The sequence below is a fragment of the Neorhizobium sp. PAMB6630 genome, from assembly GCF_058242775.1.
Window position 1 is genome coordinate 1,292,010 of record NZ_CM177836.1, and the last position, 24,018, is coordinate 1,316,027.

At 60.7% G+C, this 24,018-nt stretch carries 27 protein-coding genes; 7 read left to right on the top strand and 20 right to left on the bottom strand.

What is annotated here, in order from left to right:
• Positions 1–54: 54 nt before the first annotated feature.
• Positions 55–1,158, bottom strand: a complete 1,104-nt coding sequence (gene ychF / locus AC4CWF_RS06090; protein ID WP_491284233.1) for a redox-regulated ATPase YchF — start codon at positions 1,156–1,158, stop codon at positions 55–57.
• A gap of 243 nt (positions 1,159–1,401) precedes the next feature.
• Between ychF and clpS the strand changes: the two genes are divergently transcribed.
• Positions 1,402–1,704, top strand: coding sequence for an ATP-dependent Clp protease adapter ClpS (gene clpS / locus AC4CWF_RS06095; RefSeq protein WP_491284234.1), 303 nt, complete (start codon positions 1,402–1,404; stop codon positions 1,702–1,704).
• Positions 1,705–1,764: 60 nt separating this feature from the next.
• Here the strand turns inward: clpS and AC4CWF_RS06100 are convergent, their stop codons facing one another.
• From AC4CWF_RS06100 to lgt, 15 genes are all read right to left on the bottom strand, one after another.
• Entirely contained in the window at positions 1,765–2,583 is an 819-nt protein-coding gene (locus AC4CWF_RS06100; protein ID WP_491284235.1) for a transglutaminase-like domain-containing protein, read from the bottom strand.
• A gap of 70 nt (positions 2,584–2,653) precedes the next feature.
• Positions 2,654–3,550 (bottom strand): transglutaminase family protein, encoded by an 897-nt coding sequence (locus AC4CWF_RS06105; protein ID WP_491284236.1) that lies wholly within the window; start codon positions 3,548–3,550, stop codon positions 2,654–2,656.
• Between the two features lie 85 nt (positions 3,551–3,635).
• Positions 3,636–3,878 (bottom strand): hypothetical protein, encoded by a 243-nt coding sequence (locus tag AC4CWF_RS06110; RefSeq protein WP_491284237.1) that lies wholly within the window; start codon positions 3,876–3,878, stop codon positions 3,636–3,638.
• A 74-nt stretch (positions 3,879–3,952) separates the two neighbouring features.
• Positions 3,953–4,138 carry a hypothetical protein gene (locus tag AC4CWF_RS06115; RefSeq protein ID WP_491284238.1) on the bottom strand — a complete coding sequence of 62 codons (186 nt, stop codon included), beginning with the start codon at positions 4,136–4,138 and terminating at the stop codon, positions 3,953–3,955.
• Positions 4,139–4,461: 323 nt separating this feature from the next.
• Positions 4,462–4,917, bottom strand: coding sequence for a GNAT family N-acetyltransferase (locus tag AC4CWF_RS06120; protein WP_491284239.1), 456 nt, complete (start codon positions 4,915–4,917; stop codon positions 4,462–4,464).
• On the bottom strand, positions 4,917–5,648 hold the full coding sequence (pth, locus tag AC4CWF_RS06125) for an aminoacyl-tRNA hydrolase (protein ID WP_491284240.1): 732 nt from the start codon (positions 5,646–5,648) through the stop codon (positions 4,917–4,919). Before pth ends, AC4CWF_RS06120 begins: the two co-directional genes overlap by 1 nt.
• 170 nt (positions 5,649–5,818) lie before the next feature.
• The gene (locus AC4CWF_RS06130; protein WP_491284241.1) at positions 5,819–6,541 is read right to left on the bottom strand and encodes a substrate-binding periplasmic protein; all 723 of its coding nucleotides are present in this window, start codon (positions 6,539–6,541) and stop codon (positions 5,819–5,821) included.
• Between the two features lie 39 nt (positions 6,542–6,580).
• A complete protein-coding gene (locus AC4CWF_RS06135) occupies positions 6,581–8,956 on the bottom strand; it encodes a putative bifunctional diguanylate cyclase/phosphodiesterase (protein ID WP_491284242.1) in 2,376 nt (791 codons plus the stop codon).
• 300 nt (positions 8,957–9,256) lie between these two features.
• Positions 9,257–9,856 (bottom strand): 50S ribosomal protein L25/general stress protein Ctc, encoded by a 600-nt coding sequence (locus AC4CWF_RS06140; protein WP_491284243.1) that lies wholly within the window; start codon positions 9,854–9,856, stop codon positions 9,257–9,259.
• A 261-nt stretch (positions 9,857–10,117) separates the two neighbouring features.
• Positions 10,118–11,050 carry a ribose-phosphate pyrophosphokinase gene (locus AC4CWF_RS06145; RefSeq protein ID WP_491284244.1) on the bottom strand — a complete coding sequence of 311 codons (933 nt, stop codon included), beginning with the start codon at positions 11,048–11,050 and terminating at the stop codon, positions 10,118–10,120.
• Positions 11,051–11,179: 129 nt separating this feature from the next.
• Positions 11,180–12,637: a hypothetical protein gene (locus AC4CWF_RS06150; protein ID WP_491284245.1), complete on the bottom strand. Its 1,458-nt coding sequence runs from the start codon at positions 12,635–12,637 to the stop codon at positions 11,180–11,182.
• Between the two features lie 159 nt (positions 12,638–12,796).
• Complete coding sequence (locus AC4CWF_RS06155) at positions 12,797–13,948, bottom strand: M24 family metallopeptidase (protein ID WP_491284246.1); 1,152 nt, start codon at positions 13,946–13,948, stop codon at positions 12,797–12,799.
• A 1-nt stretch (position 13,949) separates the two neighbouring features.
• Complete coding sequence (gene pgeF / locus AC4CWF_RS06160) at positions 13,950–14,735, bottom strand: peptidoglycan editing factor PgeF (RefSeq protein WP_491284247.1); 786 nt, start codon at positions 14,733–14,735, stop codon at positions 13,950–13,952.
• Positions 14,736–14,878: 143 nt separating this feature from the next.
• The gene (locus AC4CWF_RS06165) at positions 14,879–15,982 is read right to left on the bottom strand and encodes a class I SAM-dependent methyltransferase (protein WP_491284248.1); all 1,104 of its coding nucleotides are present in this window, start codon (positions 15,980–15,982) and stop codon (positions 14,879–14,881) included.
• 18 nt (positions 15,983–16,000) lie between these two features.
• Positions 16,001–16,843, bottom strand: coding sequence for a prolipoprotein diacylglyceryl transferase (lgt, locus tag AC4CWF_RS06170; RefSeq protein WP_491284249.1), 843 nt, complete (start codon positions 16,841–16,843; stop codon positions 16,001–16,003).
• Positions 16,844–17,181: 338 nt separating this feature from the next.
• Here lgt and AC4CWF_RS06175 point away from each other — a divergent pair, with 338 nt between their 5' ends.
• From AC4CWF_RS06175 to AC4CWF_RS06190, 4 genes are all read left to right on the top strand, one after another.
• A complete protein-coding gene (locus AC4CWF_RS06175) occupies positions 17,182–17,442 on the top strand; it encodes an accessory factor UbiK family protein (protein ID WP_491284250.1) in 261 nt (86 codons plus the stop codon).
• Between the two features lie 435 nt (positions 17,443–17,877).
• The gene (locus tag AC4CWF_RS06180; RefSeq protein WP_491284251.1) at positions 17,878–18,378 is read left to right on the top strand and encodes a type III secretion system chaperone family protein; all 501 of its coding nucleotides are present in this window, start codon (positions 17,878–17,880) and stop codon (positions 18,376–18,378) included.
• Positions 18,378–19,208, top strand: a complete 831-nt coding sequence (gene proC, locus AC4CWF_RS06185) for a pyrroline-5-carboxylate reductase (RefSeq protein WP_491284252.1) — start codon at positions 18,378–18,380, stop codon at positions 19,206–19,208. The genes AC4CWF_RS06180 and proC overlap by 1 nt, the downstream gene beginning before the upstream one ends.
• An 18-nt stretch (positions 19,209–19,226) precedes the next feature.
• Positions 19,227–19,568: a tRNA-binding protein gene (locus tag AC4CWF_RS06190; protein WP_491284253.1), complete on the top strand. Its 342-nt coding sequence runs from the start codon at positions 19,227–19,229 to the stop codon at positions 19,566–19,568.
• A 74-nt stretch (positions 19,569–19,642) separates the two neighbouring features.
• On the opposite strand, the gene AC4CWF_RS06195 is transcribed toward AC4CWF_RS06190, so the two are convergent.
• The 3 genes from AC4CWF_RS06195 to AC4CWF_RS06205 all read right to left on the bottom strand — a co-directional run bounded on the left by AC4CWF_RS06195 (position 19,643) and on the right by AC4CWF_RS06205 (position 22,264).
• Positions 19,643–21,028, bottom strand: coding sequence for an ATP-binding protein (locus AC4CWF_RS06195; protein ID WP_491284254.1), 1,386 nt, complete (start codon positions 21,026–21,028; stop codon positions 19,643–19,645).
• Between the two features lie 61 nt (positions 21,029–21,089).
• Positions 21,090–21,794 carry a response regulator gene (locus AC4CWF_RS06200; protein ID WP_491284255.1) on the bottom strand — a complete coding sequence of 235 codons (705 nt, stop codon included), beginning with the start codon at positions 21,792–21,794 and terminating at the stop codon, positions 21,090–21,092.
• 2 nt (positions 21,795–21,796) lie between these two features.
• Positions 21,797–22,264, bottom strand: coding sequence for a MarR family winged helix-turn-helix transcriptional regulator (locus AC4CWF_RS06205; RefSeq protein ID WP_491284256.1), 468 nt, complete (start codon positions 22,262–22,264; stop codon positions 21,797–21,799).
• A gap of 357 nt (positions 22,265–22,621) precedes the next feature.
• Here AC4CWF_RS06205 and AC4CWF_RS06210 point away from each other — a divergent pair, with 357 nt between their 5' ends.
• The gene (locus AC4CWF_RS06210; RefSeq protein WP_491284257.1) at positions 22,622–22,804 is read left to right on the top strand and encodes a hypothetical protein; all 183 of its coding nucleotides are present in this window, start codon (positions 22,622–22,624) and stop codon (positions 22,802–22,804) included.
• A gap of 72 nt (positions 22,805–22,876) precedes the next feature.
• A complete protein-coding gene (locus AC4CWF_RS06215; RefSeq protein WP_491284258.1) occupies positions 22,877–23,539 on the top strand; it encodes an MBL fold metallo-hydrolase in 663 nt (220 codons plus the stop codon).
• 171 nt (positions 23,540–23,710) lie between these two features.
• Here AC4CWF_RS06215 and AC4CWF_RS06220 read toward each other — a convergent pair whose 3' ends face one another.
• Positions 23,711–23,926 carry a cold-shock protein gene (locus AC4CWF_RS06220; RefSeq protein ID WP_003494703.1) on the bottom strand — a complete coding sequence of 72 codons (216 nt, stop codon included), beginning with the start codon at positions 23,924–23,926 and terminating at the stop codon, positions 23,711–23,713.
• Between the last annotated feature and the right edge of the window lie 92 nt (positions 23,927–24,018).

Below are 24,018 nucleotides of genomic sequence, written 5' to 3' on the forward strand. Positions count from 1 at the left end.
AAACTGCCGCCCGGGCGAGGGGCGGCAGTGGTGTTGAGAAAAGCGAGAACGCCTTTAGGTGTTGAAGCGGAAGTGGATGACGTCGCCATCCTGCACGACATATTCCTTGCCTTCGTCGCGGCCCTTGCCGGCTTCCTTGGCGCCCACTTCGCCCTTGTAGGCGATGTAGTCGTCATAGGCGATGGTGAAGGCGCGGATGAAGCCGCGTTCAAAATCCGTATGGATGACGCCGGCAGCCGCCGGTGCCTTGGTGCCGCGCACGATGGTCCAGGCCCGCGTTTCCTTCGGCCCGACGGTAAAGTACGTGATCAGGTGAAGCAGGTTATAGCCGGCGCGGATCAGGCGGTCGAGACCGGCTTCCTCAAGGCCGAGAGCCGAGAGGAATTCCTTGGACTCTTCCTCCGGCAGCTGCGCCACTTCCGATTCGATGGCCGCCGAAATGATAACGCATTCCGCGCCTTGCGACTTGGCCATCTCGGCCACAGCCTTGGTATGGGCATTGCCATCGACCGCATCGGCTTCCGCCACGTTGCAGACGTAGAGAACCGGGTGCGAGGTCAGAAGGTTCAGACCCTTCAGGATCTCGATCTCGTCGGCGGCAAGCGTGGTCAAGAGAAGGCGGGCGGGCTTGCCCTCGTTCAAGAGTTTGACGACGGCTTCCATGATCGGCAGTTGGGCAAGCGAATCCTTGTCCTTCGAAGAGGCGCGCTTGCGGGTCTGATCGACGCGGCGCTCAAGGCTCTCGAGGTCGGCGAGCATCAGCTCGGTCTCGATCGTCTCGGCATCGCCGACCGGGTTGATGCGGCCTTCGACATGGGTGATGTCATCATCTTCGAAGCAGCGCAGCACATGCACTACGGCATCCACTTCGCGGATGTTGGCGAGGAACTTGTTGCCGAGACCTTCGCCCTTGGAGGCGCCGCGCACCAGGCCCGCGATATCCACGAAGGAAATGCGGGTGGGGATGATTTCCTTGGAGCCTGCAACGGATGCAAGCTTCTGCATGCGCGGATCCGGAACCGCCACTTCGCCGGTGTTCGGCTCGATGGTGCAGAAGGGATAGTTTGCCGCCTGCGCTGCCGCCGTCTTGGTCAGCGCGTTGAAGAGGGTGGATTTGCCGACATTCGGCAGGCCCACGATACCGCACTTGAAGCCCATAAGGGTTCCACCTGTCCTTGATTTCGATTTAGTCTGGCTATGGGGGAAACGCGGCATGGGGTCAAGGGCGCCTTGCCATTCCGCCGTGTTTCCGGCCATTGAAAGCACCTGGCCACTTGCTGCGGGCCGAGACTCTTCCTATTTTCAAGAACGACGCGGTGCGATACCGTTGCACGCGCGCGAATGATCCTTCACATCAAATCCCGGCTGCACCACCTCAGGTGACACAGGAGGCCCGCCGCCATGGCGAACGGAACCACACTCAAGCCGAAGAGCACAACGAAGCTGGAGCGCCCCAAGCTCTACAAGGTCATTCTCTTCAACGACGATTATACGCCGCGCGAATTCGTCACGCTGGTGCTGAAGGTTGTTTTCCGTATCGGGGAAGATGCCGGCCACCGGGTGATGATGACCGCGCATAAGCTCGGCTCCTGCGTCGTCGTCGTCTGCGCCAAGGATATTGCCGAGACAAAGGTCTCCGAGGCGATGGATCTTGCCAAGGAGGCGGGCTTTCCGCTGATGTTCAAGGCCGAGCCGGAAGAGTGATCCGGAAAGCCATCGCAAACGGAAGGGATCCCGCTGCGATGGCTGCCCGAGCTGTGCCCGTCACATCGTCTGTGCGGGGATTTCGTCGGTGATGACTTCGAAATGCTTGAGGATGGCCGGGCCAAAGGCCGTCGTCAGCGCCACGTCGGTCGCGTCACGGCCGGTTGCCATCAGGATGCGGCCGATGCGGGGCTTGTTATGGCGCGCATCCACCGTGTGCCAGCTTCCGCCGAGATAGACCTGGAACCAGGCGCTGAAATCCATCGGGTTCACATCCGTGGGAACGCCGATATCGCCGAGATAGCCGGTGCAGTAGCGCGCGGGAATGTTCATGCAGCGGCACAATGTGACGGCAAGATGCGCGAAATCGCGGCACACGCCGGTGCGATCGGTGAAACCGCCAAAGGCTGTGCGTAGCGGATCGGCCTTTTGGTAGTCGAAGGTGATGTGGTTATGGGTGAAGTCGAGGATCGCCTTCACGCGCGGCCAGCCCATCGGCGTGTCGGAAAAAGTCTTCCAGGCAAAATCGGCCAGGCGGTCCGTGTCGCAGTAACGGCTGCCGAGCAGGAAGACCAGAACCTCGTCCGGCAGATCCTTGATCTCGTGCTGGTAGGCATTTTCCGGAATGGGATCGGCAAGGCCGCCGTCATAGATCTCGAAATCGGTGGTGATCGTGGTCACGCCGGCCGGTGCCACGATGCGGCTGCAGGCATTGCCGAACCCGTCGATATAACCACGGGCCTCGATCGGCCGGTCGAAACTCAGCGTCTGCTCGCCAAAAAGGTCCGCCCGGCGCGAAGGGTGAATGTTGAGAACCAGCAGCATGGCCGTGTCCTGCGGGCATTCGTAGCTCAGGCGAAAGCCCGCGCGAATTTTCATGGATCGATATCCTTGAGCGAGGAGGGAGGAAAGTCATGCGAGCAACGGCGTTCGGTGCTTGTTGTTCCGTTCAGCCGGTCAGTCGTCTGTCGTTTTGTTCTGTCGTCACGTTGATCTGCACCACCATGTCGTCGAAATCGGAAGCTTCGCCGTCGTAACTGCCGGAAAGTGGCACGGCCTGGCGTGGATCGCGCGCCACGCCGACGCGGATGAGATCGCGATTGCCGACAATGCCATTGGTCGGATCGAACTCCACCCATCCGGCGCCGGGCAGGTACACCTGACACCACGCGTGTGTCGATCCGCCGCCGAGCGTGGTCGAGCCATCGCGGTCGGGCACGTAGATATAACCGGTGACGAAACGCGCTGCCATGCCGAGCGCGCGGGCCGCCTCCATCATCAGCAGCGCAAAGTCGCGGCAGGTGCCACGGCGCAGCGACAGTGTCTCAAGCGGTGTCTGCGTGCCGTGTTCGTGCCGGCGCGCATAGGTGAAACTTTCGTGGATGGCATAACAGAGCGTCATCAGCACATGCCCGGTTTCGGTCGGCTGGCCCGGCCGCAGGAATTGGCGGGCAAAGCGGCCGAGACTGTCGTCGGGATCGGGAAAATGCCGCGCAGTGACGCGCTCCAGATCCGGCGCCTCTTCCGGATCATAGGCAAACGGATAGGTGAGGGCCTCGTCGTCGATCTGCAGGTCGAGCGCCACCTGCTCTGAATGCTCCAGACGGATATTGGTTTCGAACCGAAGCTTTTTGGCCCGGCCGGAAAACGAAACCAGCGCCACGCAATTGCCGAACACATCATGGATCCAGCGCACCGATTGCGGCGGCGGATGGATGGCGAGATCGGAACTGAGCAGCGTCTGGTCAAAACTGTCGCGTGGCCGAAACATCAGTCGGTGCTGCCCGAAGGCGACCGGCCGCTTGTAGACATATTCGGTGATGTGGCGAACGGAAAATATCGTCATTCGATTATTGTCTCCCGGTCATCCGCACTCTCTTGCGGCGCCGGGCGGATGCGTCGATGACCGCCCGCATCCGTGACACGAACCGTCAAGCGCGGCGCAGCAGCGGGTAATCCTGCGCGTCATAAAGGCGGCGGATGCCGTTGCCGTCGAAACGGGTCTCGTCCACTTCCAGCACGCAACCGCGCAACTGCACGTCGGGCATGTCCTCGATGGCAAAGCGCACGGCTTCGGCCACGGTGTCGAAACGTCTGTAGCGCACGCGGGTGGTGCGCTTGTTGGTCTTGCACGGATAAAGCCCGGCGCTTGCGTTATAGTCGATGTTTGCCACGTCAATATATCCTGCGGCCGTCAAAGGGCCTTCAATCGGGGTTGGGTCGTCTTCTTGAAAACCGGCGAAACGGGTCAGCCGGTGGGTTGCAGGTGCGACGCCCTTTTGTCCAGGCGCTCCTGCTTTTCGGTCATCTTGCGTTCGCGCAGCCGAAGCGCCTGGCTGCTGCGCAGGGCCTGAAGCTTGGCGGCATTGGAGCCGGCATCTGCCTCAGGGCGGGCAAACAGAAGCGTGGCTGCGGTACGGGGTGATTGCATCATGATAATATCCTTGAAATCCGGGTGTGGCGCGCAAGAAATGGATTTGCTGGCGCACTCCAGCCGCTCGGGCTGAAGTTCTGGAACGTTCGCAAAATCTGTGGGTCGCCAAGCAGCCTAGGAGGCAAGGATGATCAGGTAGCCGAAAAGGCTGTAAACGTATGCCTTCAACATAAGCTATATTGGCGAGACTTCAAGGATTATCGCGACAGGATGCTGCATGGCAGCAATTTATACGCATGAAGTTTACGCAAAGCCTGCGTTGTGGGGTGTTTTTGATACCCGTCGTGTTCTGCTGTCAGGAGTAACAGCATGCCGGCCCTCGGTCAGTCGTTGCGGATCTGAAAGCCGGCCTTGTTCTGCGCAAAACCGCAGCTTTCGTAAAAACGATGCACCTCGGGTCTCTGGCGCCCGGTCAACAGCATGACCTTGTAGCAGTCTGCGGCAAAAGCATGCGCCACCGCGTGACGGATGACGGCGCGGGCATAACCCTTGCCGCGAGAGGCAGAAAGCGTCACGACATTTTCGATCAGCCCATAGGGACGGGCGTTTCGCGTCAGGTTGGGGATCACCAGCAGCGTCGCCGTTGATACGGCAACATCCGCCGACAGCCCGAGAAAGACGTGGAGGCCCGGATGCGACAGCATCGCATGGTAGCGTGCGTGCGCGGTCTGCGGCGAGACCTGGGGATCTGCGGGATTAAGCTCACGGTAAAGGGCAAGCAGCGATGCAAGGTCGTGCGGACCGGCGGGGCGGATCGATAGCTGCGCGCCTCCCGTCATCAATCCTTGTCCTTCGGGCCAAACATTTTCTTCAGCATGTCGGCCATCGGACCTGATGTCGGCAGCGCTTTTGGCTGGGCAAAATTGCGGGCAGCGCGAATATGCGACTGGCCGCCACCCGGCTTTTCCGGCGCCTTTGCCTTTTTCGGCTCGTCGTCCGGTTTGGCGCCGACGGCCAGCGCCAGCTTGTTCATCAGCTGCGAATCCTCGCCCTTCACCAGCATGTCGGCATTGTCGGCGAGTGCCTCGAGCAGCGGATCGAGCCAGACGCGGTCGACCTTGGCGAAATCGCCGAGCACATGGTTCTGCACCTGCTCCTTGGAGCCGGGATGGCCGATGCCGAGCCGCAGACGGCGATATTCGCGCCCGCAATGGGCATCGAGCGATTTGACGCCATTGTGCCCGCCATGGCCGCCGCCCGTCTTGATCCGCGCCTTGCCGGGCACGAGATCCAGTTCGTCATAGATGGCAATAATGTCCTGTGGCTGAAGCTTGTAGAAGCGCATGGCCTCGCCGACGGCCTCGCCGGACAGGTTCATGAAGGTCTGCGGCTTGATCAGCAGCACCTTTTCCGCGCCCAGTTCGCCTTCGGAAATTTCTGCCTTGAACTTCTTCGACCACGGGGCAAATCCCTGACGGCGCTGGATGGCATCAACCGCCATGAACCCGATATTGTGGCGATTGCCGGAATATTTGGCGCCCGGATTGCCGAGGCCGGCGATGATGAACATGTGACGTTTCCTCGACGCGCTGGCCGTTGAACAGGGTGGCCGTTGAAACCGGTGGCCATTACACTGCGCGTCTGGGACCGCGAAACGGGCCTGGAGTCAAGTATTTTTGGGAAATTCCTGGCCCCTGCTTCAGTCCCTCGTCCCTTCGGCGTCGGATGGTGTGGCGGGGGTCACCGCACGGGCGTTAGGCCATAGGCGCGGTAGATCTTGTCGCGCGTGCCATTGTCATTCAAGCGGTCGAGTGATGCCTGCATGCGCTCGATCAGCGTGCCCGAGACACTTTTGTTGCAGGCAATAGACAATTGCTGCAGTGACAGAGCGACAACCGGCTCGATCGGCTGTCCCTCCTTCAGCAATTTGCGCACCACGCCGTCTGACATCGGCATCATGTCGATGCGTCCTCCGAGCAATTTTGCAAGGGTGAGGTCAAAGCTTGCGCTGAGGTCGATTTCTGTAAAACCCTTCCGGCGCAGGATTTCCTGCGTATAGTCTTCGCGTTGGGTTCCGATGCGGTAGGCCTTGGCCGCCTCAAGGGTTGGCGCATGAACGGGGCTGCCGGCGCGCTTCACCAGTACGTTGCGGTCGATGTGCAGGGGGCCGACCCATTGGAACCGGTTTTCCCGCTCCGCCGTGCGCGCCGTGGCAAAGACGCAATGATCCGGCTGCGTTTCGGCCAGTGCCAGTGCCCGCGCCCAGGGCAGAACCTCGATCTTATAGGTCATATCGGAACCGATGCCCTTCATGATTCCGTTGACCTGTTCCACGCCTGCACCGCGCGGCACGTCGTCCGGGCCGAGAAAGCTGAAGGGCGGATAGGATTCGGTGGTAAAGGTCAGGCTTGCGGCCGAGACCGGACCGGCCAGCATGCAGAAGATTGCAATCAGACACTTCATGCCGCTTCCCCCGAACCCGCTTGATCTTTCAGTATGAACTCATCCTGTCAGGCTTTCCAGTGGTGCTGCAGAGCTTGAAAGATCAGCCATCAGGTCCTCGATACTGCGGGGCAGGGAAAACAGAAATCCTTGCGCGCAATCGACGCCGATCTGCTTCAAAAGCTCGTGCTGCCGGCGGGTTTCCACGCCTTCTGCAATCACCGTGCAGTTCATCTTGTGCGATATGGCGCTGATGCCTTCCACCAGCATGCGGTTCTTCTGCCCGACTTCGGAGGCATCGGCGCCGATGGAGCGGATGAAGGACTGGTCGATCTTGACGATATCGACCGGGAAGCGGCTCATGTAACTCAGCGAGGAATAGCCCGTGCCAAAATCATCAAGCGCGATGCGGCAACCGAAGGCGTGGATTTCATCGAGGATCTTGCGCACCTTCGGATCGTCATGCATCAGCACGGCCTCGGTGATTTCGACCACCAGCCGGTGCGGCATGATATTGTGGCGGGAAACCAGTGCTGCCAGTCGCGCGGGAAGGCTTGGCTCGAACTGCAAGGGCGAAAAATTCACCGCCACATAGGTTTTATCCATGCCGGGAAGGGCTGAAATGCGCGCCAGGTTGGACAGTGCGTCTTCCAGCACGAGGTTGCCGATCTGGTTGATCGAACCGGTCTCCTCGGCCACTTCGATAATGCTGGAGGGCGAGAGCAGGCCCTTGCGCGGATGGCGAAGACGCATCAGTGCCTCGAAACCGACAATGCGGCGGGTCGCGACATCGACGATCGGCTGGAAGTGCGATTCGAACCAGTTTGCAGCCAGGGCAACGGTGATGTCGCTTTCGATCTCGGCCCGTTCGCGCGCCCGATCCAGAATGGCTTCGTTATAGATGACGGCACCGTTCTTGCCGTCGCGCTTGCGGGTATACATCGCCATGTCGGCCTTCTGCAGCAGTTCTGCGGCAAGCTGGGCATGGCGCGGATAAAAGGCAAGGCCGATGCTGGCGCTGAGGCGCACGGCCGTGCCATCTGCCTGAAACGGCACGTCGAACAGGTCGACGATCTTCTGGCATATCGCGTTTGCCCGCTCTTCGGCACCGTGGCCGGTGATCAGTAGCGCGAATTCGTCGCCGCCAAGACGCGAGGCGATGTCGTCCACCTGGATCAGCGGCGTGATGCGCCTGGCAAACTGGCACAGAACGCTATCGCCCGCCGTATGGCCGAGCGTGTCGTTGATGGACTTGAAGCGGTCGAGGTCGATGAACAGGCAGGCGATCTGCGATCCGGCGGTGTCGGCTTCGGCAATCTTCTCGTCCAGAACGGCCTCGAACCCCTGGCGATTCAAAAGTCCGGTCAGGTGATCGGATATCGCCTGGCGCTTGTTGCGCTGTTCCGATTGCTTCAGTTCGGTCACGTCGGTCATCACGCTGAGCGAGGTCGGCTGATCGCTGCCGGAGGTGTGCAGTTCCGTCTCGAGGATCAGCACATCCATGACGCGTCCGTCAGCACAGAGAAAGCCCACGGTTATCTCGCAGGCGCTGCCGCTCGTGCGCACCTGCTGCTTGCGCGCCCGGTAGCGCATGCGGTCGGCAGGAACGATGAGGTCGATGAAGGGATGGCCCAGAACGTCCTTACGCGCATAGTCTGTGGCCAGCAGCCAATAATCGCTGACGGCCCAGATCATGTCGTCGCTGTTGAGCGAAAACAGCATGGCAGGCGTCAGGTTATAGGTTTCGGTGGTCTGCTGGTGGGCGCGCTTCAACTCGCGCTCCTCGCGTTCCAACTGGGTCTGCATTTCGTTGAAGCTTTGCGCCAGCCGCCCCATCTCGTCGGTGGAGCGCCAGTCGACATGGTGGCGCGAGCCAAGCCGGCGCGTGGCCTCGATGGCCGCCGTCAGTCGCATCAGCGGGCGGATGACCATGATGCGATTGCCGAAGATAGCCGTGACGAAGACCGTCAAAATTGCCAGCATGAAGATGGAAATGAAGGCGAGTTCCATGGCGTTGAGCGCCGAAAAAAGCCCGACCTTGTTGTAATAGATGGTGAGCGTGCCGACGTCGTGCAGCCCGTCTGTCGAGCGGTACTGGATCGCCTGCATCGTCTTGTCGAGGCGTTCGCCGCTGCCCCGCAGATTGCTTTCGGTAACGTCGAGCTTGCCCAGCGTATCGCTGACCTGCACGACCCGAATGCCCGGTTCGCCGATCAGCGTTGCCGTGATCATACGAATGCTGTCGAGATCCAGATCCCAGAGCGGCTTGCTGAGCGCCTGTGCATTGGCCTGCAGGCGAATGTCGACGCGCTCCTTCAGGCTCTGCGTCGCCTGCTGCGAAGACAGGGCGAGGAAAAGCGTAAACAGCGGCGCGACGACGATCAGGAGAGCGCCGGATATAATCGCAATGAAACGGCTCTCTACGGAGTGACGCATCAGCTCAGACCAGGGCTCCCGCTATTTTCTTTATCTTGAGATCATGCCTGTCGAGCGGGCATCGTTCCACTCTTTCCTTAAGCAATATTAAAACCCGATTGGCAGAAACCGCAATGCGGCTGTCAACCTCTTGCCAGCCCTTTTGCCGGCGGAGACGGATCTTTGCTGCACGATGCATGGTATCCTTCAGCTTATCGACAGATAAACATGGGGTTTTTGCGGCAAAGCTTGTGAAGCGGAATAGAAAAACCCGCCTCCGTTGCCGGAAGCGGGTTCAAAGAATGCTGATCAGCGTAAAGCTTATTCGGCAGTCGCTTCTTCTTCGGTCGTGCCGCCAGCCGGAGCAACGATCGTAGCGATGGTGAAATCGCGATCGGTGATCGTCGGCGTTGCGCCCTTCGGCAGCTTGACGGCCGAGATGTGGATGCTGTCGCCGATCTGGAAGCCGTCGAGATCGACGGTGATGAATTCCGGAATGTCGTTGGCCGGGCAATCCATTTCAACGGTGTGGCGAACGATGTTCAGCACGCCGCCGATCTTGATGCCGGACTTTTCTTCGTTGATGAAGTGGACCGGAACGTCAACGGTGACCTGGCTGTCTGCGGAAACGCGCAGGAAATCCACGTGCATGGTGAAATCGCGCACCGGATCAAGCTGGTAATCCTTCGGCAGAACGGAGATCTTTTCGCCGTTGAGCACGATGGAAGCGACGGTGGTCATGAAACCGCCGGCGTGGATGCGCTTCGTCACCTCATTGGTGGACAGAGCGATGGAAATCGGGGCCTGCTTGTCACCATAGATGACAGCGGGAATCAAACCGTTGCGGCGAAGTTCACGGGAGGACCCCTTACCAACCCGTTCGCGCGCCTCGGCCTTGAGCTCATAAGATGCGTGGCTCATGGCATATCCTTTCGAGGTTATTTGGAGAACCCGTCTGCTGTGCTTACGCTCTGCGACGGATCAGAAGGGCATCGTCCGATGCGCTTCATCCGCGTTGCCTCCAAGGGTGTCTACGCGGACGAGGGGCCTATAGACCAAGTGGGGCAGGCTGGCAAGCAAAAGCCTTGTCCTGCGGCCATTTCCACTTCAATCCGCGTCTTATACAAACGAAAACGCCGCCCCTGGGGACGGCGTCGGTCGTCGGAATGGTAAGCCTTGCGATCAATCGAACAGGCTGGAAACGGATTGTTCGAGTGCGGTGCGATTGATCGCTTCGCCGAGCAGGGCTGCGGTCGAGACGACGCGGATATTGGGCGCGGACTGGACGGCCGTCGTCGGCTGGATGCTGTCGGTGATCACCAGTTCTCGCAGCTTTGACGACGAGACACGGGCCACCGCGCCACCGGAGAGAACGCCGTGCGTTATATAGGCAGTGACGCTGGTTGCGCCGTTCTTCAAAAGGGCTTCGGCTGCATTGCACAGCGTGCCGCCGGAATCGACGATGTCATCGATCAGCAGACAGTCCTTGCCGGTGACATCGCCGATGACGTTCATCACTTCGGATTCGCCGGCGCGCTCGCGCCGCTTGTCGACGATGGCCAGCTGGCAGCCAAGGCGCTTGGCAAGCGCGCGGGCGCGCACCACGCCGCCGACGTCTGGGGAGACGACCATCACGTTGTTGAGGTCGTAGTTTTCCTTCACGTCACGGGCGAGGATCGGCACGGCGTAGAGGTTGTCTGTCGGGATATCGAAGAAGCCTTGGATCTGATCGGCATGCAGGTCGAGCGTCATCACGCGGTCGGCACCGGCTTCTGTGATCAGATTTGCCACCAGCTTGGCCGAGATCGGCGTGCGTGGGCCGGCCTTGCGGTCCTGGCGGGCATAACCGAAATAGGGAAGCACTGCGGTGATGCGCCGCGCCGACGACCGGCGAAAGGCGTCAATCATGATCAGCAGTTCCATCAGGTGGTCATTGGCCGGGAACGAGGTGGGTTGCACGACGAAGATATCTTCGCCACGCACGTTCTCCTGGATCTCGACGAAAATTTCCTGGTCTGCGAACCGTTTGACGGTGGCTTTGCCAAGAGGCACATTAAGATAGGAACAGATCGCGTCGGCAAGATGCCGGTTCGAATTCCCTGCGAAAACCTTCATTGGGGTCCGCCTGTTGTCACGCTGGATGCGGGCCTTTTACCGTTGCTGCACTCGAATGCAAGACTGAACGACCGCCATCACCCATTTTTTGTGAACGGTGCGTGAAGTTGGGGCCGGATCCTGCTCCATTCAGCTTGTTTGCGCACCCTGCCATCGCCGGTAGGCGGCGATCGTGTCCTGCGCAATCGTCTGGAGGGTTCTGCCGGGTACGGCAGCCCAGAGATCGCCGCCGGCATAGGCAATGTCCTGTTTTCCCTGGATGCGGTGCAGGCGCTCTCCGGTTTTGTCCAGCACGTCCCAGACATAGGAGACGGTCACGCCGTCGCCACTGCGAAAGGTCGCAAGATAACCTTTGAGGAAATGGCTGCCATTGTCGACATTTGCCGCCTTGATGACGATGCCACTGGCCCGCGCCGCATTTGCCAGGTGGCGCGACAATGGCGTGACAATCGTTGCAGGTGCCCCGATGATCGGCAGGAAACGGATCGTATCGCTCCTGACGGGCCTAAGTGAGGCCGCCTCATTGACTGGCCGAGAGGTCGATTGCCGGGTGGGAGCCGCCTTCGGTTTTTCCGGAGTGGTCGAGCGCTTGCTGGCGGCAACCGACGGACGTCTTTGGGGGAGCGGTGCGGACGCAGCCGGCGAACGCCGGCCCTGGTCGACGGCACGGGCCTGTGCTTCCAGCGTTTGAGGCGCTGCCCGCGCCGGGGTGGGCGCCGTATAACTCTTCCTCTGGGCAGGCGGCGGCAGGGGGGCGCTCTGCACGGTGCGCGGCGCTGTTATGTTGCCGGCGGTGCGCAAGGCGGGTGTGCTCGAGGTTGACAGCCTTCCTTCATCCAGCCTGCTGCCCTCATCCTCCAGGGGCGCCGCCTGCGAGAGTGGCCGGCTGCTATATCCGCCATTGTCGCCGCTGTTCGGATAGGCGGATCCGCCGTCATAGGGGGTGACGGCGCCATAAGGCGGGTTGGCGTAGGAGGCTGGCCGCGGCGGATAGGTTGGTTGCGGGTAGGGCGGATAGGCCGGAGCCGGAAAAGGTTGGTAGATTGAGGCCGGATAGGTCGGTGCCGGATAGGCCTGTCCCGGATAAACAGGCTGCGGATAGGCCTGCTGCGGATAGACCGGCTGCGGATAACCTTGCTGCGGATAGCCTTGCGGTGGATAGGCGGGCGGTGGATAGGCGGGCTGCGGATAGGTTTGCGGCGGATAGGTCTGAGGAGGATAGGTCTGGGCCGGCGCGGCGTTCCAGCCATTCGTGTAGCCGTTGGGCGCCCCATACCCGTTTGGCGCCACATAGCTGTTTGGCGCGTTGTAAGGTCCCGCATTGGCCGGCGCGTTCCAGTTCGGTGCGTACCCATTATAAGCGGGAACACCTCCGGTCGCGACGCCGTCGTAGCGGCTATAGGTGCGGGGATTGCGATAGGCCTGGCTGGAATAGGTCGGGCGGGTCCCATTGCGATAGGTCGGGGTGGCGCGCCGGTCGGCGCTGCTCCCCCGCGTGGAGGTATAGCGTCCATAGGACTGCTGTCCCACATCGGCGCGTGGCGCCATACGGTAGGAATCGCTGCAGCCGGCGCATAGCAACGTCATCGTTACCGCGACAAGCCGCGGTCCAATCCGTTGCAATTGCCCCATGCCCGTGCCCCCATTCCGTGTACTGAATGATCATCTTTAGGGGAGCTGTTTCGGTGGAGTCAATATTTTATCATATTATACTCTTTGTATTACTGTAATTCTGTGGATTTTTATTTAACGGGCAAGCATGTCGAGACTGTGCCGGGAGAGTGTTTTTGGCGCTTCTTGTGTGGTGAGGTAAGTGTGCCCGAGGGTCATGGCGGCACCGCTGTCGGAATCCATGATGATCATGTGCACGAAGAGCGACATATCCGGCAGGATTTCCTGCGGATTGCCGAGGTGGAACATCTGGTGTTCCATCCAGGAAGGCGAGAAGCGCGCCCCGAGCGAATAACCGCAGGCGTTGAGGCGGTGTCTCGTCAGGCCACGCTCATCGATGATGCGGGCATGGGTGTCGAAGACGTCGCCGAATGTGTGGCCCGGCCGCAAGACTTCCTCGATTGCGAGGATCGTTTCGCGGCAGGCATTGTACAATTCGCGATGGCGGGTGGTTGGTTCGCCGATCAGCACGGTGCGCATCATGGCGGCGTGGTAATGCGCACTGGCACCCGCCCATTCCAGGGTCAGCTGATCCTGGGCATCCAGGGTCCGGCGGCCCGCCTTGTAGCGGCAGAGCAGCGCGTCGGCGCCTGAACCGATGATAAATTCGTTGGCGGGGTAATCACCGCCGCCTGAGAACACCGCACCCTGCATGGCCGCCAGGATATCCGCCTCGCTGCCGCCGGCCGTGATCAGGGGAAGAGCGGCATCCAGCGCATCGTCAGCCAGCACGGCTGCCCGCTCCACATAGGCGATCTCGGCGGCACTTTTTACCAGCCGCAGGCGGCTCACCACATGGGAGGCATCGATGATATCGCCGAACGTGGACAATTGATTGTCGAGGAGACGGGCGACGCGGCCGGTCATGCCATGTGTGTCATATTCCACGCCGATGCGGCAGCCGAGCAGGTCCATCTCGGAGAGCAGGTTTTTGAGGTCCACCGTCGGATCGGCATTCACCCGGTCGACCCAGATGTGGATGTTCTCGAGGATGGAGGTATGGCGCGCCTGGCGCAGGTCCGCCGAGCGGGTGATCAGCGACATCGTGCCATCGGCCTTCACCACCAGGCACTGGAAGAAACAGTAGCCGAAGGTGTCATAGCCTGTCAGCCAGTACATGCTTTCCTGGGCAAACAGCAGCATGGCATCGAGCTTTTCCGCCTGCATGGCGCCAGTCAGGCGCTCCAGCCGGGCGGCATATTCGCTGCGTTCGAAATGCAGAGCCATGTTATTCCTCCATGATTGCGATGGCCGATATCTGGCGCCCGTAGTCCGGCTCGCCGGCATGGGTGGTGCGGCGATAGGAAAAGAAGCGCTCAGAATCGGGATAGGTGTCCATATCGAGGTTTTCCGCTGTAATGCCGGCCTCGCGCAGGCGCTCTGTGGTCAGCCCCGGAAGATCGAACTGATAATGCCCGGCCCTTTGCGAGGGCGAGAAGAAGGCGGCAAAGCGCTGATCTTCATCCATGAACCGCGCAAAAAATTCCGGGCCGACCTCATAACTTGCCTTGGCAATCGAGGGGCCGAGGCAGGCCTGGATGTTCTGGCGTTCGGCGCCGAGCGCGATCATGGCGGCAATGGTGTTTTCGGCAACGCCAAAAAGCGCGCCCTTCCAGCCGGCATGGGCAGCGCCAATCACCCGGTTTTTCGGATCAGCAAACAGGATGGGGCCGCAATCGGCGGCAAGCACGCCCAGCACCACGCCCGGCGTTGCCGTCACCAGCGCATCGGCATTCGGGCGCTCGTCGGCATAAGCGGCATCAACGGTGATAACATCAGGAGAGTGGACCTGGTTGACGGTGGCAAGGCGCTCCAGCGGCTGGCCGAAATAGGCAGCCACCCGGCGCCGGTTTTCCACCACGTCGTCGCGCATGTCACGCGAGCCGAGCCCGACATTCAAGCCTTCGTAGATGCCCTTCGACACGCCGCCCTGGCGCGTGAAAAACCCGTGGCGAATGCCATCGTGGGTGCATCGAGCCAGCAAGGGGCTCTCGATCGGCGTTGGATCCTGCATGGGCTTGAAATCTGTCCGTCTCTGGGAGGTGAAGGATGTGCGGTGCGCCGGCAGGGCGCAGTGTCGCGGGCGCCCGGCTGCTTCGTTTTCGAAGCGGAATGTGGACCGGGGGCCGGCGCGATGTCAACCGTGGAGCGGCCGCGTCAGTCGCGGACAGGGCGGAACGGCGCAAGCGTCACGGCGGGACTGGAGACGGCCATGACCTTGAACAACTCGCCCATCCGGCCTTCGCCGGCATTGGCGAGACGATCGACGGAAACGCCGATCGCGCGCTGTTCTGCCTCGCTTTTGCCGCGGGCCAGCTTTGCCGCCCGTTCGCCAAGTCCAAGCCCGTAGAGGAAGTCGCCCTGATGCAGGCAACCGTTGATGCGGATGCCGGTGCTACGTGCAATGCGCGCCAGATCCTCGAAATCGACGTGGCTCGTCAGGTCCGCATCGCCGGGATGGGCAAGCGGCGGGTCAAAATCGTGGCGCAGCACAGCCTGCAGCGTGTCGCCGAAATTTGTCACCATGTGACCGTAGTCGATAATGACGGCGGTGCCGCCATCCCGTTTCAGGCGGTCGCAGAGCGTGCTCATCACCGCCTGGCGGGCGGGAGATATCTCAAAGATCGCGCCGTCGCGTTCCGAACCGTGAGAGGAGGGCAGGAGGGCCGGATCAAGCGTGGCCATGCCGATGCCGAACGACAGGCCACCGTCCGCGTCGAGGCCGACCATACGTTCGCGAAAACCGGTCGGTGTCTTGACGAACTGGCGGATCGGGATGGCGTCGAACAGTTCGTTTGCGGCAATCAGCGTAAATCCGCCGGGTACGTCCTCAAAAGCCCAATGCCAGGTGATCTTGGCGGAATAGGCTTCGAGCGTGACACGCTGCACACCGCGCAGGCGATCACTGGTCTCCACCAGATGAACGCTCAGCGCCTCATGCAGCGCCGGCGCCAATTTCGCGATGACGCGCAGCATGTCGAGCATCATCGTGCCGCGGCCGGGGCCGATTTCCACGAGGTTGACCGGCGTCGGTTTGCCGTGCTGCTGCCAGGCATGCACCATGAAGATGCCAAGCATCTCGCCGAACAACTGGCTGATCTCGGGGGCTGTGACAAAATCGCCATTGCGGCCGAAGGGCTCGCGTGTGCGATAATAGCCATGGTCGGGATCTGCCAGGCAAAGGGCGAAATAGTCGGTTACGCTGATCGGGCCGTTTGCCCGGATAAGGTTCTTGATCTTGTCTGCAAGTGGCGTGGTCACGGAAGCCTCGTCCTCGCGTCAGATATGTGCGGCGGCACGGCGGCCGCGCCAGATGGAAACAACGCCGATCAGCAGCATCGGAACCGAAAGGACCATGCCCATGGTCAGCCAGCCGAAGGCGAGATAACCGAGCTGTGGATCCGGCTCGCGGAAGAATTCGACGAAAATGCGCGACAATGCGTAGCCGCAGACGAAAACGCCGCAGACGACGCCGGGGGTTCTGAGCGCCTTCAGGCCATGCGTCATCAATCTGAGAATGATCAATAACACGATTCCCTCAAGTAGCGCTTCATAAAGCTGGCTCGGGTGGCGGGCAAAGGGTCCGCCGGTCGGGAAGACCACAGCCCAGGGCACATTGCTGATGCGGCCCCACAGTTCGCCATTGATGAAATTGGCGATGCGGCCGAAGAACAGGCCGAAGGGGGCAACCGTTGCCACCAGATCAAACAGGCTCCAGACGGCAATGCCGTTGCGGCGGGCAAACAGGATCATCGCGATCGTCGTGCCGATCAGCCCGCCATGGAAGGACATGCCGCCGTTCCAGATCTGCAGCGCGCGGATGGGATTTTCAACGACGGCGGGCAGGTCGTAAAACAGGATATAGCCGATGCGGCCGCCGAGCACGATGCCGGCTGCCACCCAGACGAGGAAATCGTCGAGCTTTTCCTTCGTCGTCGGCGCCATGCCCGCCGGCCAGAGATCGGGCCGCGACACCAGCGCGCGCGCATAAAACCAGCCGAGGAAAATGCCGGCGACATAAGCCAGTCCATACCAGTGAACCGAAAGCGGGCCGATGGAAAACGCAATCGGATCGATATTCGGAAATGGCATGATGGCGAGGAAAGATGATGGTGAATACAAGGTTTAATATCCCTCGGCCGATGTGCCGTATCGGGCGGGAACATGACTTTCCGCCCTCGACCGGTCAAGGCCTAACTGATTTCCGGACCGAACGATACGCTCGAAAAACATAACAAAACCACCGCAATAGAAGAATTCGGGTGCTGTTGCCTCAAGGTTTTGCAAAAAGGAATGCCTCCCAAGGCCAACGCTTCCTGCCCATCCTCTTCGAGCGTGAAGTGGGACGAATTGCGGCAAGGGGCGCGAATCTCCTTGCAAGGAGGCAGGCCACACCCTACCTCGTCAGGAGTTAACAGACAGGTCGCCGCGCTGCGGCGCATCAACGGGAGATCGAGGCAATGTCGACCGGAACGAACCGCATGATGGATGAATTCGCGCGACTGATGACCGATGCCGCAGGTGCGGCCCAGGGCGTGCGGCGCGAAGTGGAAACCGCTTTCCAGGCACAGGCAGAACGGTTCCTCAACAATATGGATCTCGTTCGCCGTGAGGAATTCGACGTGGTGCGCGAAATGGCCATCAAGGCACGAGACGAAAACGATGCGCTGAAGGCTCGTCTTGAGGCGCTCGAAGCAAAGCTTGCCGCAAGCAACAGCTGATATTTACCCTATTCTACGGCAATACCACGCGGTGCTTCCAAAACGAGGCGCCGCGTTTTCTTTTTGGGCTTGACGGCTTTCCTAAAAAGTTTGTCCCGGGATTTTTACAGCCTGTGGACACAGCCGAAAAACTCTGCCCGCAGAGTCGTTTAACCGCCGTGGCTGATCTCCCGAACGAAGCGTCGATGTGAGTCGTCCCCGCAAAAACGGGGTGCGGGGGCTGGTGCTGGGACTCGCTCCCTATACACTGATTTTAAATGATGATTCGAAACGACGACCGAACGATCCGCAGGCTCTTTTCCATGAGCCTTCCCGTTTCGGCCGGCGGGACGATCATCGAAGAGTTTGGTTTTCCGGGTCAGTGTCCGCGTTCATCCCTCGTGTTTCTCAAAGCAAACACGCATGTCGCTATCATTCCGGTTGAGAAGGTGCCGTATGAGCCTCTTAGAGATGCAGATTGAACGTCATTCGAACCCGGTTGATATGATCGAGTTCGTCGCAGACTCCAATGACTGGACGTTCGAGCGGTCGGGCGAAGACGAAATCGCCATGACGGTCGCCGGCCACTGGACCGATTATCACGTGTCCTTTTCGTGGATGGAAGAGTTCGAGGCGCTGCATCTGGCTTGCGCCTTTGACCTCAAGGTCTCCGATCAGCGCGCCAACGAGGTGATCCGGCTGCTCTCGCATGTCAACGGGCAGGTGCTGATGGGCCATTTCGATCTCTGGCGCCAGGAAGACGTGGTGATCTTCCGCCAGTCGCTGCTTCTGGCCGGTGGTGCCGAACCCAACAACCAGCAGGTCGAGGTGCTTCTCTCAAGCGCGCTCGAAGCCTGCGAAACCTATTATCAGGCCTTCCAGTTCGTCGTCTGGTCCGGCATGGAAGCCAAGGCCGCCATGGATGCGGTTCTGTTTGAGACCATGGGTGAGTGCTGATGTCGGCTTCTGTCTCTGAAGTCTCGTCGCCGCTGGTGGTTCTGGTCGGTGCGGGGAATATGGGCGGCGCCATGCTGTCTGGCTGGCTGAAGAACGGCGTGCCCGGCGCATCGGTGCTGGTCATCGATCCGGGCCCGTCGGAGGCGATGAAGGCCGAGATCAACAATGCCGGCGCTCGCCATGAAACGATGGCGCCGGATGGCGTAACGGCCGGCATCCTGTTTCTCGCCGTAAAGCCACAGGTGATGGAAGCCGTTCTGCCGCAGCTTGCATCGCTTGTCGGGCCGGATACGGTTGTCGTTTCGGTGGCAGCCGGCAAGACGCTTGCCTTCCTGCAAAGCCATCTTGGCGATGGCGCCATGGTGCGCGCCATGCCCAACACGCCGGCGATGATCGGCCGTGGCGTCACGGGCGCCTATGGTAATGACAAGGTGTCGGAGGCGCAGCGCAAGGCCGTGCATGACCTGTTGAAGGTCAGCGGCCCGGTCGAGTGGGTGGAGCGCGAAAGCGATATCGATGCAGTCACCGCCGTGTCCGGCAGCGGCCCGGCCTATGTCTTTTATCTGGTGGAATGCATGGCGGAAGCCGGGCGCAAGCTGGGCTTGCCGGCGGACCTCGCCATGCGGCTTGCGCGTGAAACCGTGTCAGGTGCCGGCGAATTGCTGAACCGCTCGACCGAGGAGGCCGCGCGGCTTCGCCAGAACGTGACATCGCCCGGAGGCACGACGGCTGCAGCTTTGGCCGTGCTGATGGCCGATGATGGCATGCAGCCGCTGTTTGATGCGGCACTCAAGGCCGCGCGCGACCGCGCCGAGGAACTGGGACGCTGATTTCTGTGGGAGTTCAATATGGCTGACGAGATCACCTGGGGCGATTTCGAAAAGGTCGATATCCGTGTCGGCACCATTGTCGAGGCGGAAGAGTTTCCAGAAGCGCGCAAGCCCGCCTACAAGCTGAAAATCGATTTCGGTCCCGAGATCGGTCTGAAACGCTCGTCCGCCCAGATCACCGTGCATTATACGCCGGACACGCTGATCGGCCGCCAGGTGCTCGGCGTCGTCAATTTCCCGCCGCGCCAGATCGGCCCCGTCCGCTCCGAAGTGCTGACGCTCGGTTTTGCCGATGAAAACGGCGATATCGTGCTGACCGCTGTGGAACGTCCGGTGCCGAACGGCATGAAGATGATGTGAGACGGCAAATTCGCCGTCACATCATACGCAGCGGTAAATCGACCGTCTGACGGGACAACAATCTCTCCTACGTTTTACGCCGGCACCCGTACCACCGCACGCAATCCACCCGAAGGGCTGTCCCCCAGCGTCACGTTGCCGCCATGGGCGCGGGCGATATCGCGGGCAATTGCAAGGCCAAGGCCGGTGCCGGAAGCATCGAGATTACGCGCTTCGTCCAGCCGGTAGAAGGGCTTGAACACATCCTCGCGGGATTGTTCGGGAATGCCGGGGCCGTCGTCGTCAAACGTCAGTGTCAACCATTTGGAATTGTGGCGGGCTTCCACATGCAGGCTGTTGGCATAACGGCGGGCATTGGAGGCGAGGTTTCCGACCAGCCGCATGAAGGCGCCGGGACGCACCGACAAAAGATCCTCGCCCTCGACGCGAAACGTCATCGTCTTGCCATGCAGTTCGAAATCGGCGCGCATCTTTTCGAGAAGTTCGCTGAGCTTCAGCTCGCCAAAATCCTCCGCTGCCTCGTTGCGGGCAAAGGCGAGATACCCCTCCAGCATGCTCTGCATGTCATCGACATCGGTGCCCATGCCGGCAAGATCCGGATTGTCGCCGGCGAGCGCCAGCTGCAGCTTGAAGCGGGTGAGGATGGTGCGCAGGTCATGGCTGATGCCGGTCAGCATGGCGGTGCGCTGCTCCATCTGGCGCTCGATGCGCTCGCGCATCTGGATGAAGGCGATGCCGGCACGGCGGATCTCGTCAGCGCCACGCGGCACGAAGGGGGCGGGCATCTTCTGCCCCTTGCCAAAACTTTCGGCGGCATCCGCCAGTGCCAGGATCGGGCGGATCTGGCCGCGCAGGAACAGGATGGAAATGCCGATCAGCAGCAGCGAGGTGCCGAACATCCAGACGAGGAAGATGTGGGTGTTCGACGCATAGGTCTGGTTGCGGATGGTAAAGACGCGCAGAACCTTGTCGCCGAGCTGGATGCGGATTTCCACAAGCCGGCTGTCGCCCACGGTATCGATCCAGAAGGGCAGGCGGATCTGCTGGTTGATCTGGTCGGCAAGAATATCGTCGAGGATCGAGAAGAACGGTTTTGAGCGCGGCGGGGGCAGCTGGCCGCCCGGCTCAATGGATATATTCAGGGACAGCGTTTCACGCGCGATGCGGATGATCTGCTGATAATTGTCCTCCGGCGGCGGATAGGTACGGATGACCTCGATGATGGCGGCAATATCCCGGGTGACGGCCTGCGACAGACGCTCGGTCACCAGCCGCCAGTGGCGCTCCATGAAGACGGCAGCCACCACGGTCTGCAGCAGAAGCATCGGAATGATGACGATTAGCACCGAGCGCAGGTAAAGGCCGGTTGGCATGCGCCGCTTCAGCCAACGGCCGAGCAAGGTCCAGCCCGGCGGCTTTACCCTGCCGATATCGCGCCCGATCCTGTCGAAAATCGCCATCCTGTCTCTCTCGGCCGGCGCTGCGGCCGCCTGTTGCGGGCAGCCCTTGAAGGCTGCGACCTCAATCGATGCTCAGACGGTACCCGATGCCGCGCACGGTTTGAAGATAGATGGGGTTTGCCGGATCGTCCTCGATCTTGCGGCGCAGCCGGTTGATCTGCACGTCGATGGTGCGCTCGCCCACTTCCGCATCGTCGCCGATCAACTCGTGGCGGGGAATGGTGTCGCCGGCGCGCAGCGCAAACAGCAGCATGATCTCCTGCTCGCGGTCGGTCAGGCGAATGGTTTCGGCCGCCCGTCGCAGCTCTTTCTTGGCAATCGAAAAGGTAAACGGGCCAAACATCACCTGGTCGATCTTCGGCGTATCCGGATTGCTGTTGCGGCGCAGGATATTGTTGATGCGCAGCACCAGTTCGCGCGGGTCGAACGGTTTTGGCAGATAGTCGTCGGCGCCGGCCTGCAGCCCCTCGATGCGCGATTCGGCCTCAGCCCGTGCGGTCAAAAGAATGATCGGGATGGCCCGCTTGTCGCGCAACGACTGGGTGAGCGAGATGCCGGTTTCGCCCGGCATCATCACGTCGAGGATGATGAGGTCAAACTCCAGCCCCTCCAGCTTGCGCCGGGCTTCGGCCGCATCGCTTGCGCCGGTGACGCGAAAACCCTGCTCCCGCAGGTAGCGGTGCAAAAGGTCGCGGATGCGGGTGTCGTCGTCCACCACCAGCAGGTGGGCCGCATCGTCCAGCGGCGATACCGGGTTGTTCCCCATGTTCAATCGACCTCGTTTTCGACAGGTGTGAGCCCTTCGGCCCGCCCGCGCATGGAGCGCAGAAAATGGATGACGCCCTCGCGCTGTTCGGGCGTCAGTTCGGAAAGCGCCGAGGATATGCGGCTCGATTGCGGCTCCGACAGGGCAAGCGCCAGTTCGCGCCCGGCAAGCGTTGGATAGAGACGCCGCTGCCGGCGATCCTTGGCACCCGCCATCTGGCGAATATAACCGCTGTCGATCAACTGCTTCAGCACCCGCGCCAGGCTCTGCTTGGTAATCTGCAGCGTATCCAAGAGGTCCGTCACCATCATGCCCGGCTGCCGGCAGACGAAATAGACCACGCGGTGGTGGGCCCGCCCCATGCCGATCTTTTCAAGGATCGCATCGGGATCGGAAATGAAATCGCGATAGGCAAAGAAAAACAGCTCGATGGTTTCGAAGTCGATCTTGCTTTCATCGACAGCAGGCATCGGCGGCTGGACCTTTTTGAGGGCTTTCCCAGACGAGACCGGTGGCACCAGGCGTTCCTCTTCAAGCGGCTGTGCGGCGGGCAGGGCAAGCGCAGCCTCAAGGCCAAACCGTGCTGTCCGCCAACCGCGACGTGTTTCATGCTGATTTGATAAAGCGCGAAGTGCTTCAACAATCAACATCAATGTGCAGGAGCAAGGCTCATCATCCCCACGCAAACATTGTGCATTATCGTGTTCTTGCGCTTTGTCGGCCACAAAGAAGACGCAAGTGCCGCCGAAAGAGAATTTCAGTTGCCTGAGCGCGGAACCTTTGTCGCCCATGCCCGTTGCGAGGCACAGGGAAACAGGAATTATAACATGAGCTTATCCACAATCGACGGCCCTGTGCAGACGCCGGGCAAAATGTCCCTCTCGCATCCGCTGCGTCCGGTTCTCGTCACCGTTTTCGCGCTGAAATTTGCCGTAGCAAGCCTGCTCGTCGCCAGTGCCTGCCTTGCCCCGTCCATTGGTGCCGAAAGCCGCTATTCCGTTTCGGATTGATTTTGCCGGGTGGCCGGGGAAGGCAAGGCGGGTATAGTGGGTCTTCCTTCATCACCAACCTGACGAGGCTTCATGGGCATGCTTCAAGCCGGTATCATTCCGGTTACCCCCTTCCAGCAGAACTGCACGCTTCTTTTTGACGCCGACACCCGCCAAGGCGTCGTGATCGATCCGGGCGGCGATGTCGATCGTATCATCGAGGTTGCCGCGCAGCAGGGCGTGACGATTTCGGAAATCTGGATCACCCACGGTCATATCGACCATGCCGGCGGCGCCGATGAGCTTCGCGAGAAGACCGGCGCTTCGGTCATTGGCCCGCATGCCGACGACAAGCCGCTGCTCGACGTTCTCGATACACGCGGTGCGGCCTTTGGTTACACCGTTCCGGCGCGCAAGCTGGTTCCCGACCAGTTTCTGAACGAGGGCGATGTGGTGGCGCTCGGCGATCACCGGTTCGAGGTGCTGCATTGCCCGGGCCATGCGCCGGGTCATGTGATATTCGTCAACCGCGACATGAATTTCACCATCATGGGCGATGTTCTGTTTAACGGCTCTATCGGTCGCACCGATCTGCCGGGCGGCAACCACCAGCAATTGCTCGACAGTATTCGCGACAAGGTTCTGCCGCTCGGCGACGAAATGGGATTTATCTGCGGCCATGGTCCCGGCAGCCGGATCGGCGATGAGCGCCGCAGCAATCCCTTTCTGCAGGGCATCGGGGCGCCGCGCACGTAGCCCACTTTAGGCGCTGGCAAGGACGACGGCGCCAAGCGCTGATTTTTTTGAGCCCGCCGGATCTCATTCCGGCGGCGCAATTCCCGCCGGATCTCCGGCATGCAGAACAAGTACAAAAAAACCCGGCATTCCTGCCGGGCTTCAACTCGAAGTAAAAAACCGTAACGAGACTTAGCCGGCAATCTGCAGATTAACTGCCTTGGGGCCTTTGCCGCGACGATCCGGTTCCGTGTCGAAGCTTACTTTCTGGTTTTCTGAAAGTCCGGACAGGCCCGAAGCCTGTACCGCGGAGATATGGACAAAGATATCTGCTCCGCCATTGTCAGGCTTGATAAAGCCGAAGCCCTTGTCGGTATTGAAGAATTTTACAGTGCCAGTTTCGGCCATGCATCAGGTCCTTTTTCCTCTGTCCGTGTTCAGCGGCGGACAGCATCACGATATTTGCCCAAGAAGGGCAGGCGGCAGGCATTTCGAAAATT

Bases quoted from the DNA above. Each gene is read 5' to 3' on its own strand.
- ychF (WP_491284233.1), bottom strand. From the start codon at position 1,158: ATGGGCTTCAAGTGCGGTATCGTGGGCCTGCCGAATGTCGGCAAATCC.
- clpS (WP_491284234.1), top strand. From the start codon at position 1,402: ATGGCGAACGGAACCACACTCAAGCCGAAGAGCACAACGAAGCTGGAG.
- AC4CWF_RS06100 (WP_491284235.1), bottom strand. From the start codon at position 2,583: ATGAAAATTCGCGCGGGCTTTCGCCTGAGCTACGAATGCCCGCAGGAC.
- AC4CWF_RS06105 (WP_491284236.1), bottom strand. From the start codon at position 3,550: ATGACGATATTTTCCGTTCGCCACATCACCGAATATGTCTACAAGCGG.
- AC4CWF_RS06115 (WP_491284238.1), bottom strand. From the start codon at position 4,138: ATGATGCAATCACCCCGTACCGCAGCCACGCTTCTGTTTGCCCGCCCT.
- AC4CWF_RS06120 (WP_491284239.1), bottom strand. From the start codon at position 4,917: ATGACGGGAGGCGCGCAGCTATCGATCCGCCCCGCCGGTCCGCACGAC.
- pth (WP_491284240.1), bottom strand. From the start codon at position 5,648: ATGTTCATCATCGCCGGCCTCGGCAATCCGGGCGCCAAATATTCCGGC.
- AC4CWF_RS06130 (WP_491284241.1), bottom strand. From the start codon at position 6,541: ATGAAGTGTCTGATTGCAATCTTCTGCATGCTGGCCGGTCCGGTCTCG.
- AC4CWF_RS06135 (WP_491284242.1), bottom strand. From the start codon at position 8,956: ATGCGTCACTCCGTAGAGAGCCGTTTCATTGCGATTATATCCGGCGCT.
- AC4CWF_RS06140 (WP_491284243.1), bottom strand. From the start codon at position 9,856: ATGAGCCACGCATCTTATGAGCTCAAGGCCGAGGCGCGCGAACGGGTT.
- AC4CWF_RS06145 (WP_491284244.1), bottom strand. From the start codon at position 11,050: ATGAAGGTTTTCGCAGGGAATTCGAACCGGCATCTTGCCGACGCGATC.
- AC4CWF_RS06150 (WP_491284245.1), bottom strand. From the start codon at position 12,637: ATGACGTTGCTATGCGCCGGCTGCAGCGATTCCTACCGTATGGCGCCA.
- AC4CWF_RS06155 (WP_491284246.1), bottom strand. From the start codon at position 13,948: ATGGCTCTGCATTTCGAACGCAGCGAATATGCCGCCCGGCTGGAGCGC.
- pgeF (WP_491284247.1), bottom strand. From the start codon at position 14,735: ATGCAGGATCCAACGCCGATCGAGAGCCCCTTGCTGGCTCGATGCACC.
- AC4CWF_RS06175 (WP_491284250.1), top strand. From the start codon at position 17,182: ATGTCGACCGGAACGAACCGCATGATGGATGAATTCGCGCGACTGATG.
- AC4CWF_RS06180 (WP_491284251.1), top strand. From the start codon at position 17,878: ATGAGCCTCTTAGAGATGCAGATTGAACGTCATTCGAACCCGGTTGAT.
- proC (WP_491284252.1), top strand. From the start codon at position 18,378: ATGTCGGCTTCTGTCTCTGAAGTCTCGTCGCCGCTGGTGGTTCTGGTC.
- AC4CWF_RS06190 (WP_491284253.1), top strand. From the start codon at position 19,227: ATGGCTGACGAGATCACCTGGGGCGATTTCGAAAAGGTCGATATCCGT.
- AC4CWF_RS06195 (WP_491284254.1), bottom strand. From the start codon at position 21,028: ATGGCGATTTTCGACAGGATCGGGCGCGATATCGGCAGGGTAAAGCCG.
- AC4CWF_RS06200 (WP_491284255.1), bottom strand. From the start codon at position 21,794: ATGGGGAACAACCCGGTATCGCCGCTGGACGATGCGGCCCACCTGCTG.
- AC4CWF_RS06205 (WP_491284256.1), bottom strand. From the start codon at position 22,264: ATGCCTGCTGTCGATGAAAGCAAGATCGACTTCGAAACCATCGAGCTG.
- AC4CWF_RS06210 (WP_491284257.1), top strand. From the start codon at position 22,622: ATGAGCTTATCCACAATCGACGGCCCTGTGCAGACGCCGGGCAAAATG.
- AC4CWF_RS06215 (WP_491284258.1), top strand. From the start codon at position 22,877: ATGGGCATGCTTCAAGCCGGTATCATTCCGGTTACCCCCTTCCAGCAG.
- AC4CWF_RS06220 (WP_003494703.1), bottom strand. From the start codon at position 23,926: ATGGCCGAAACTGGCACTGTAAAATTCTTCAATACCGACAAGGGCTTC.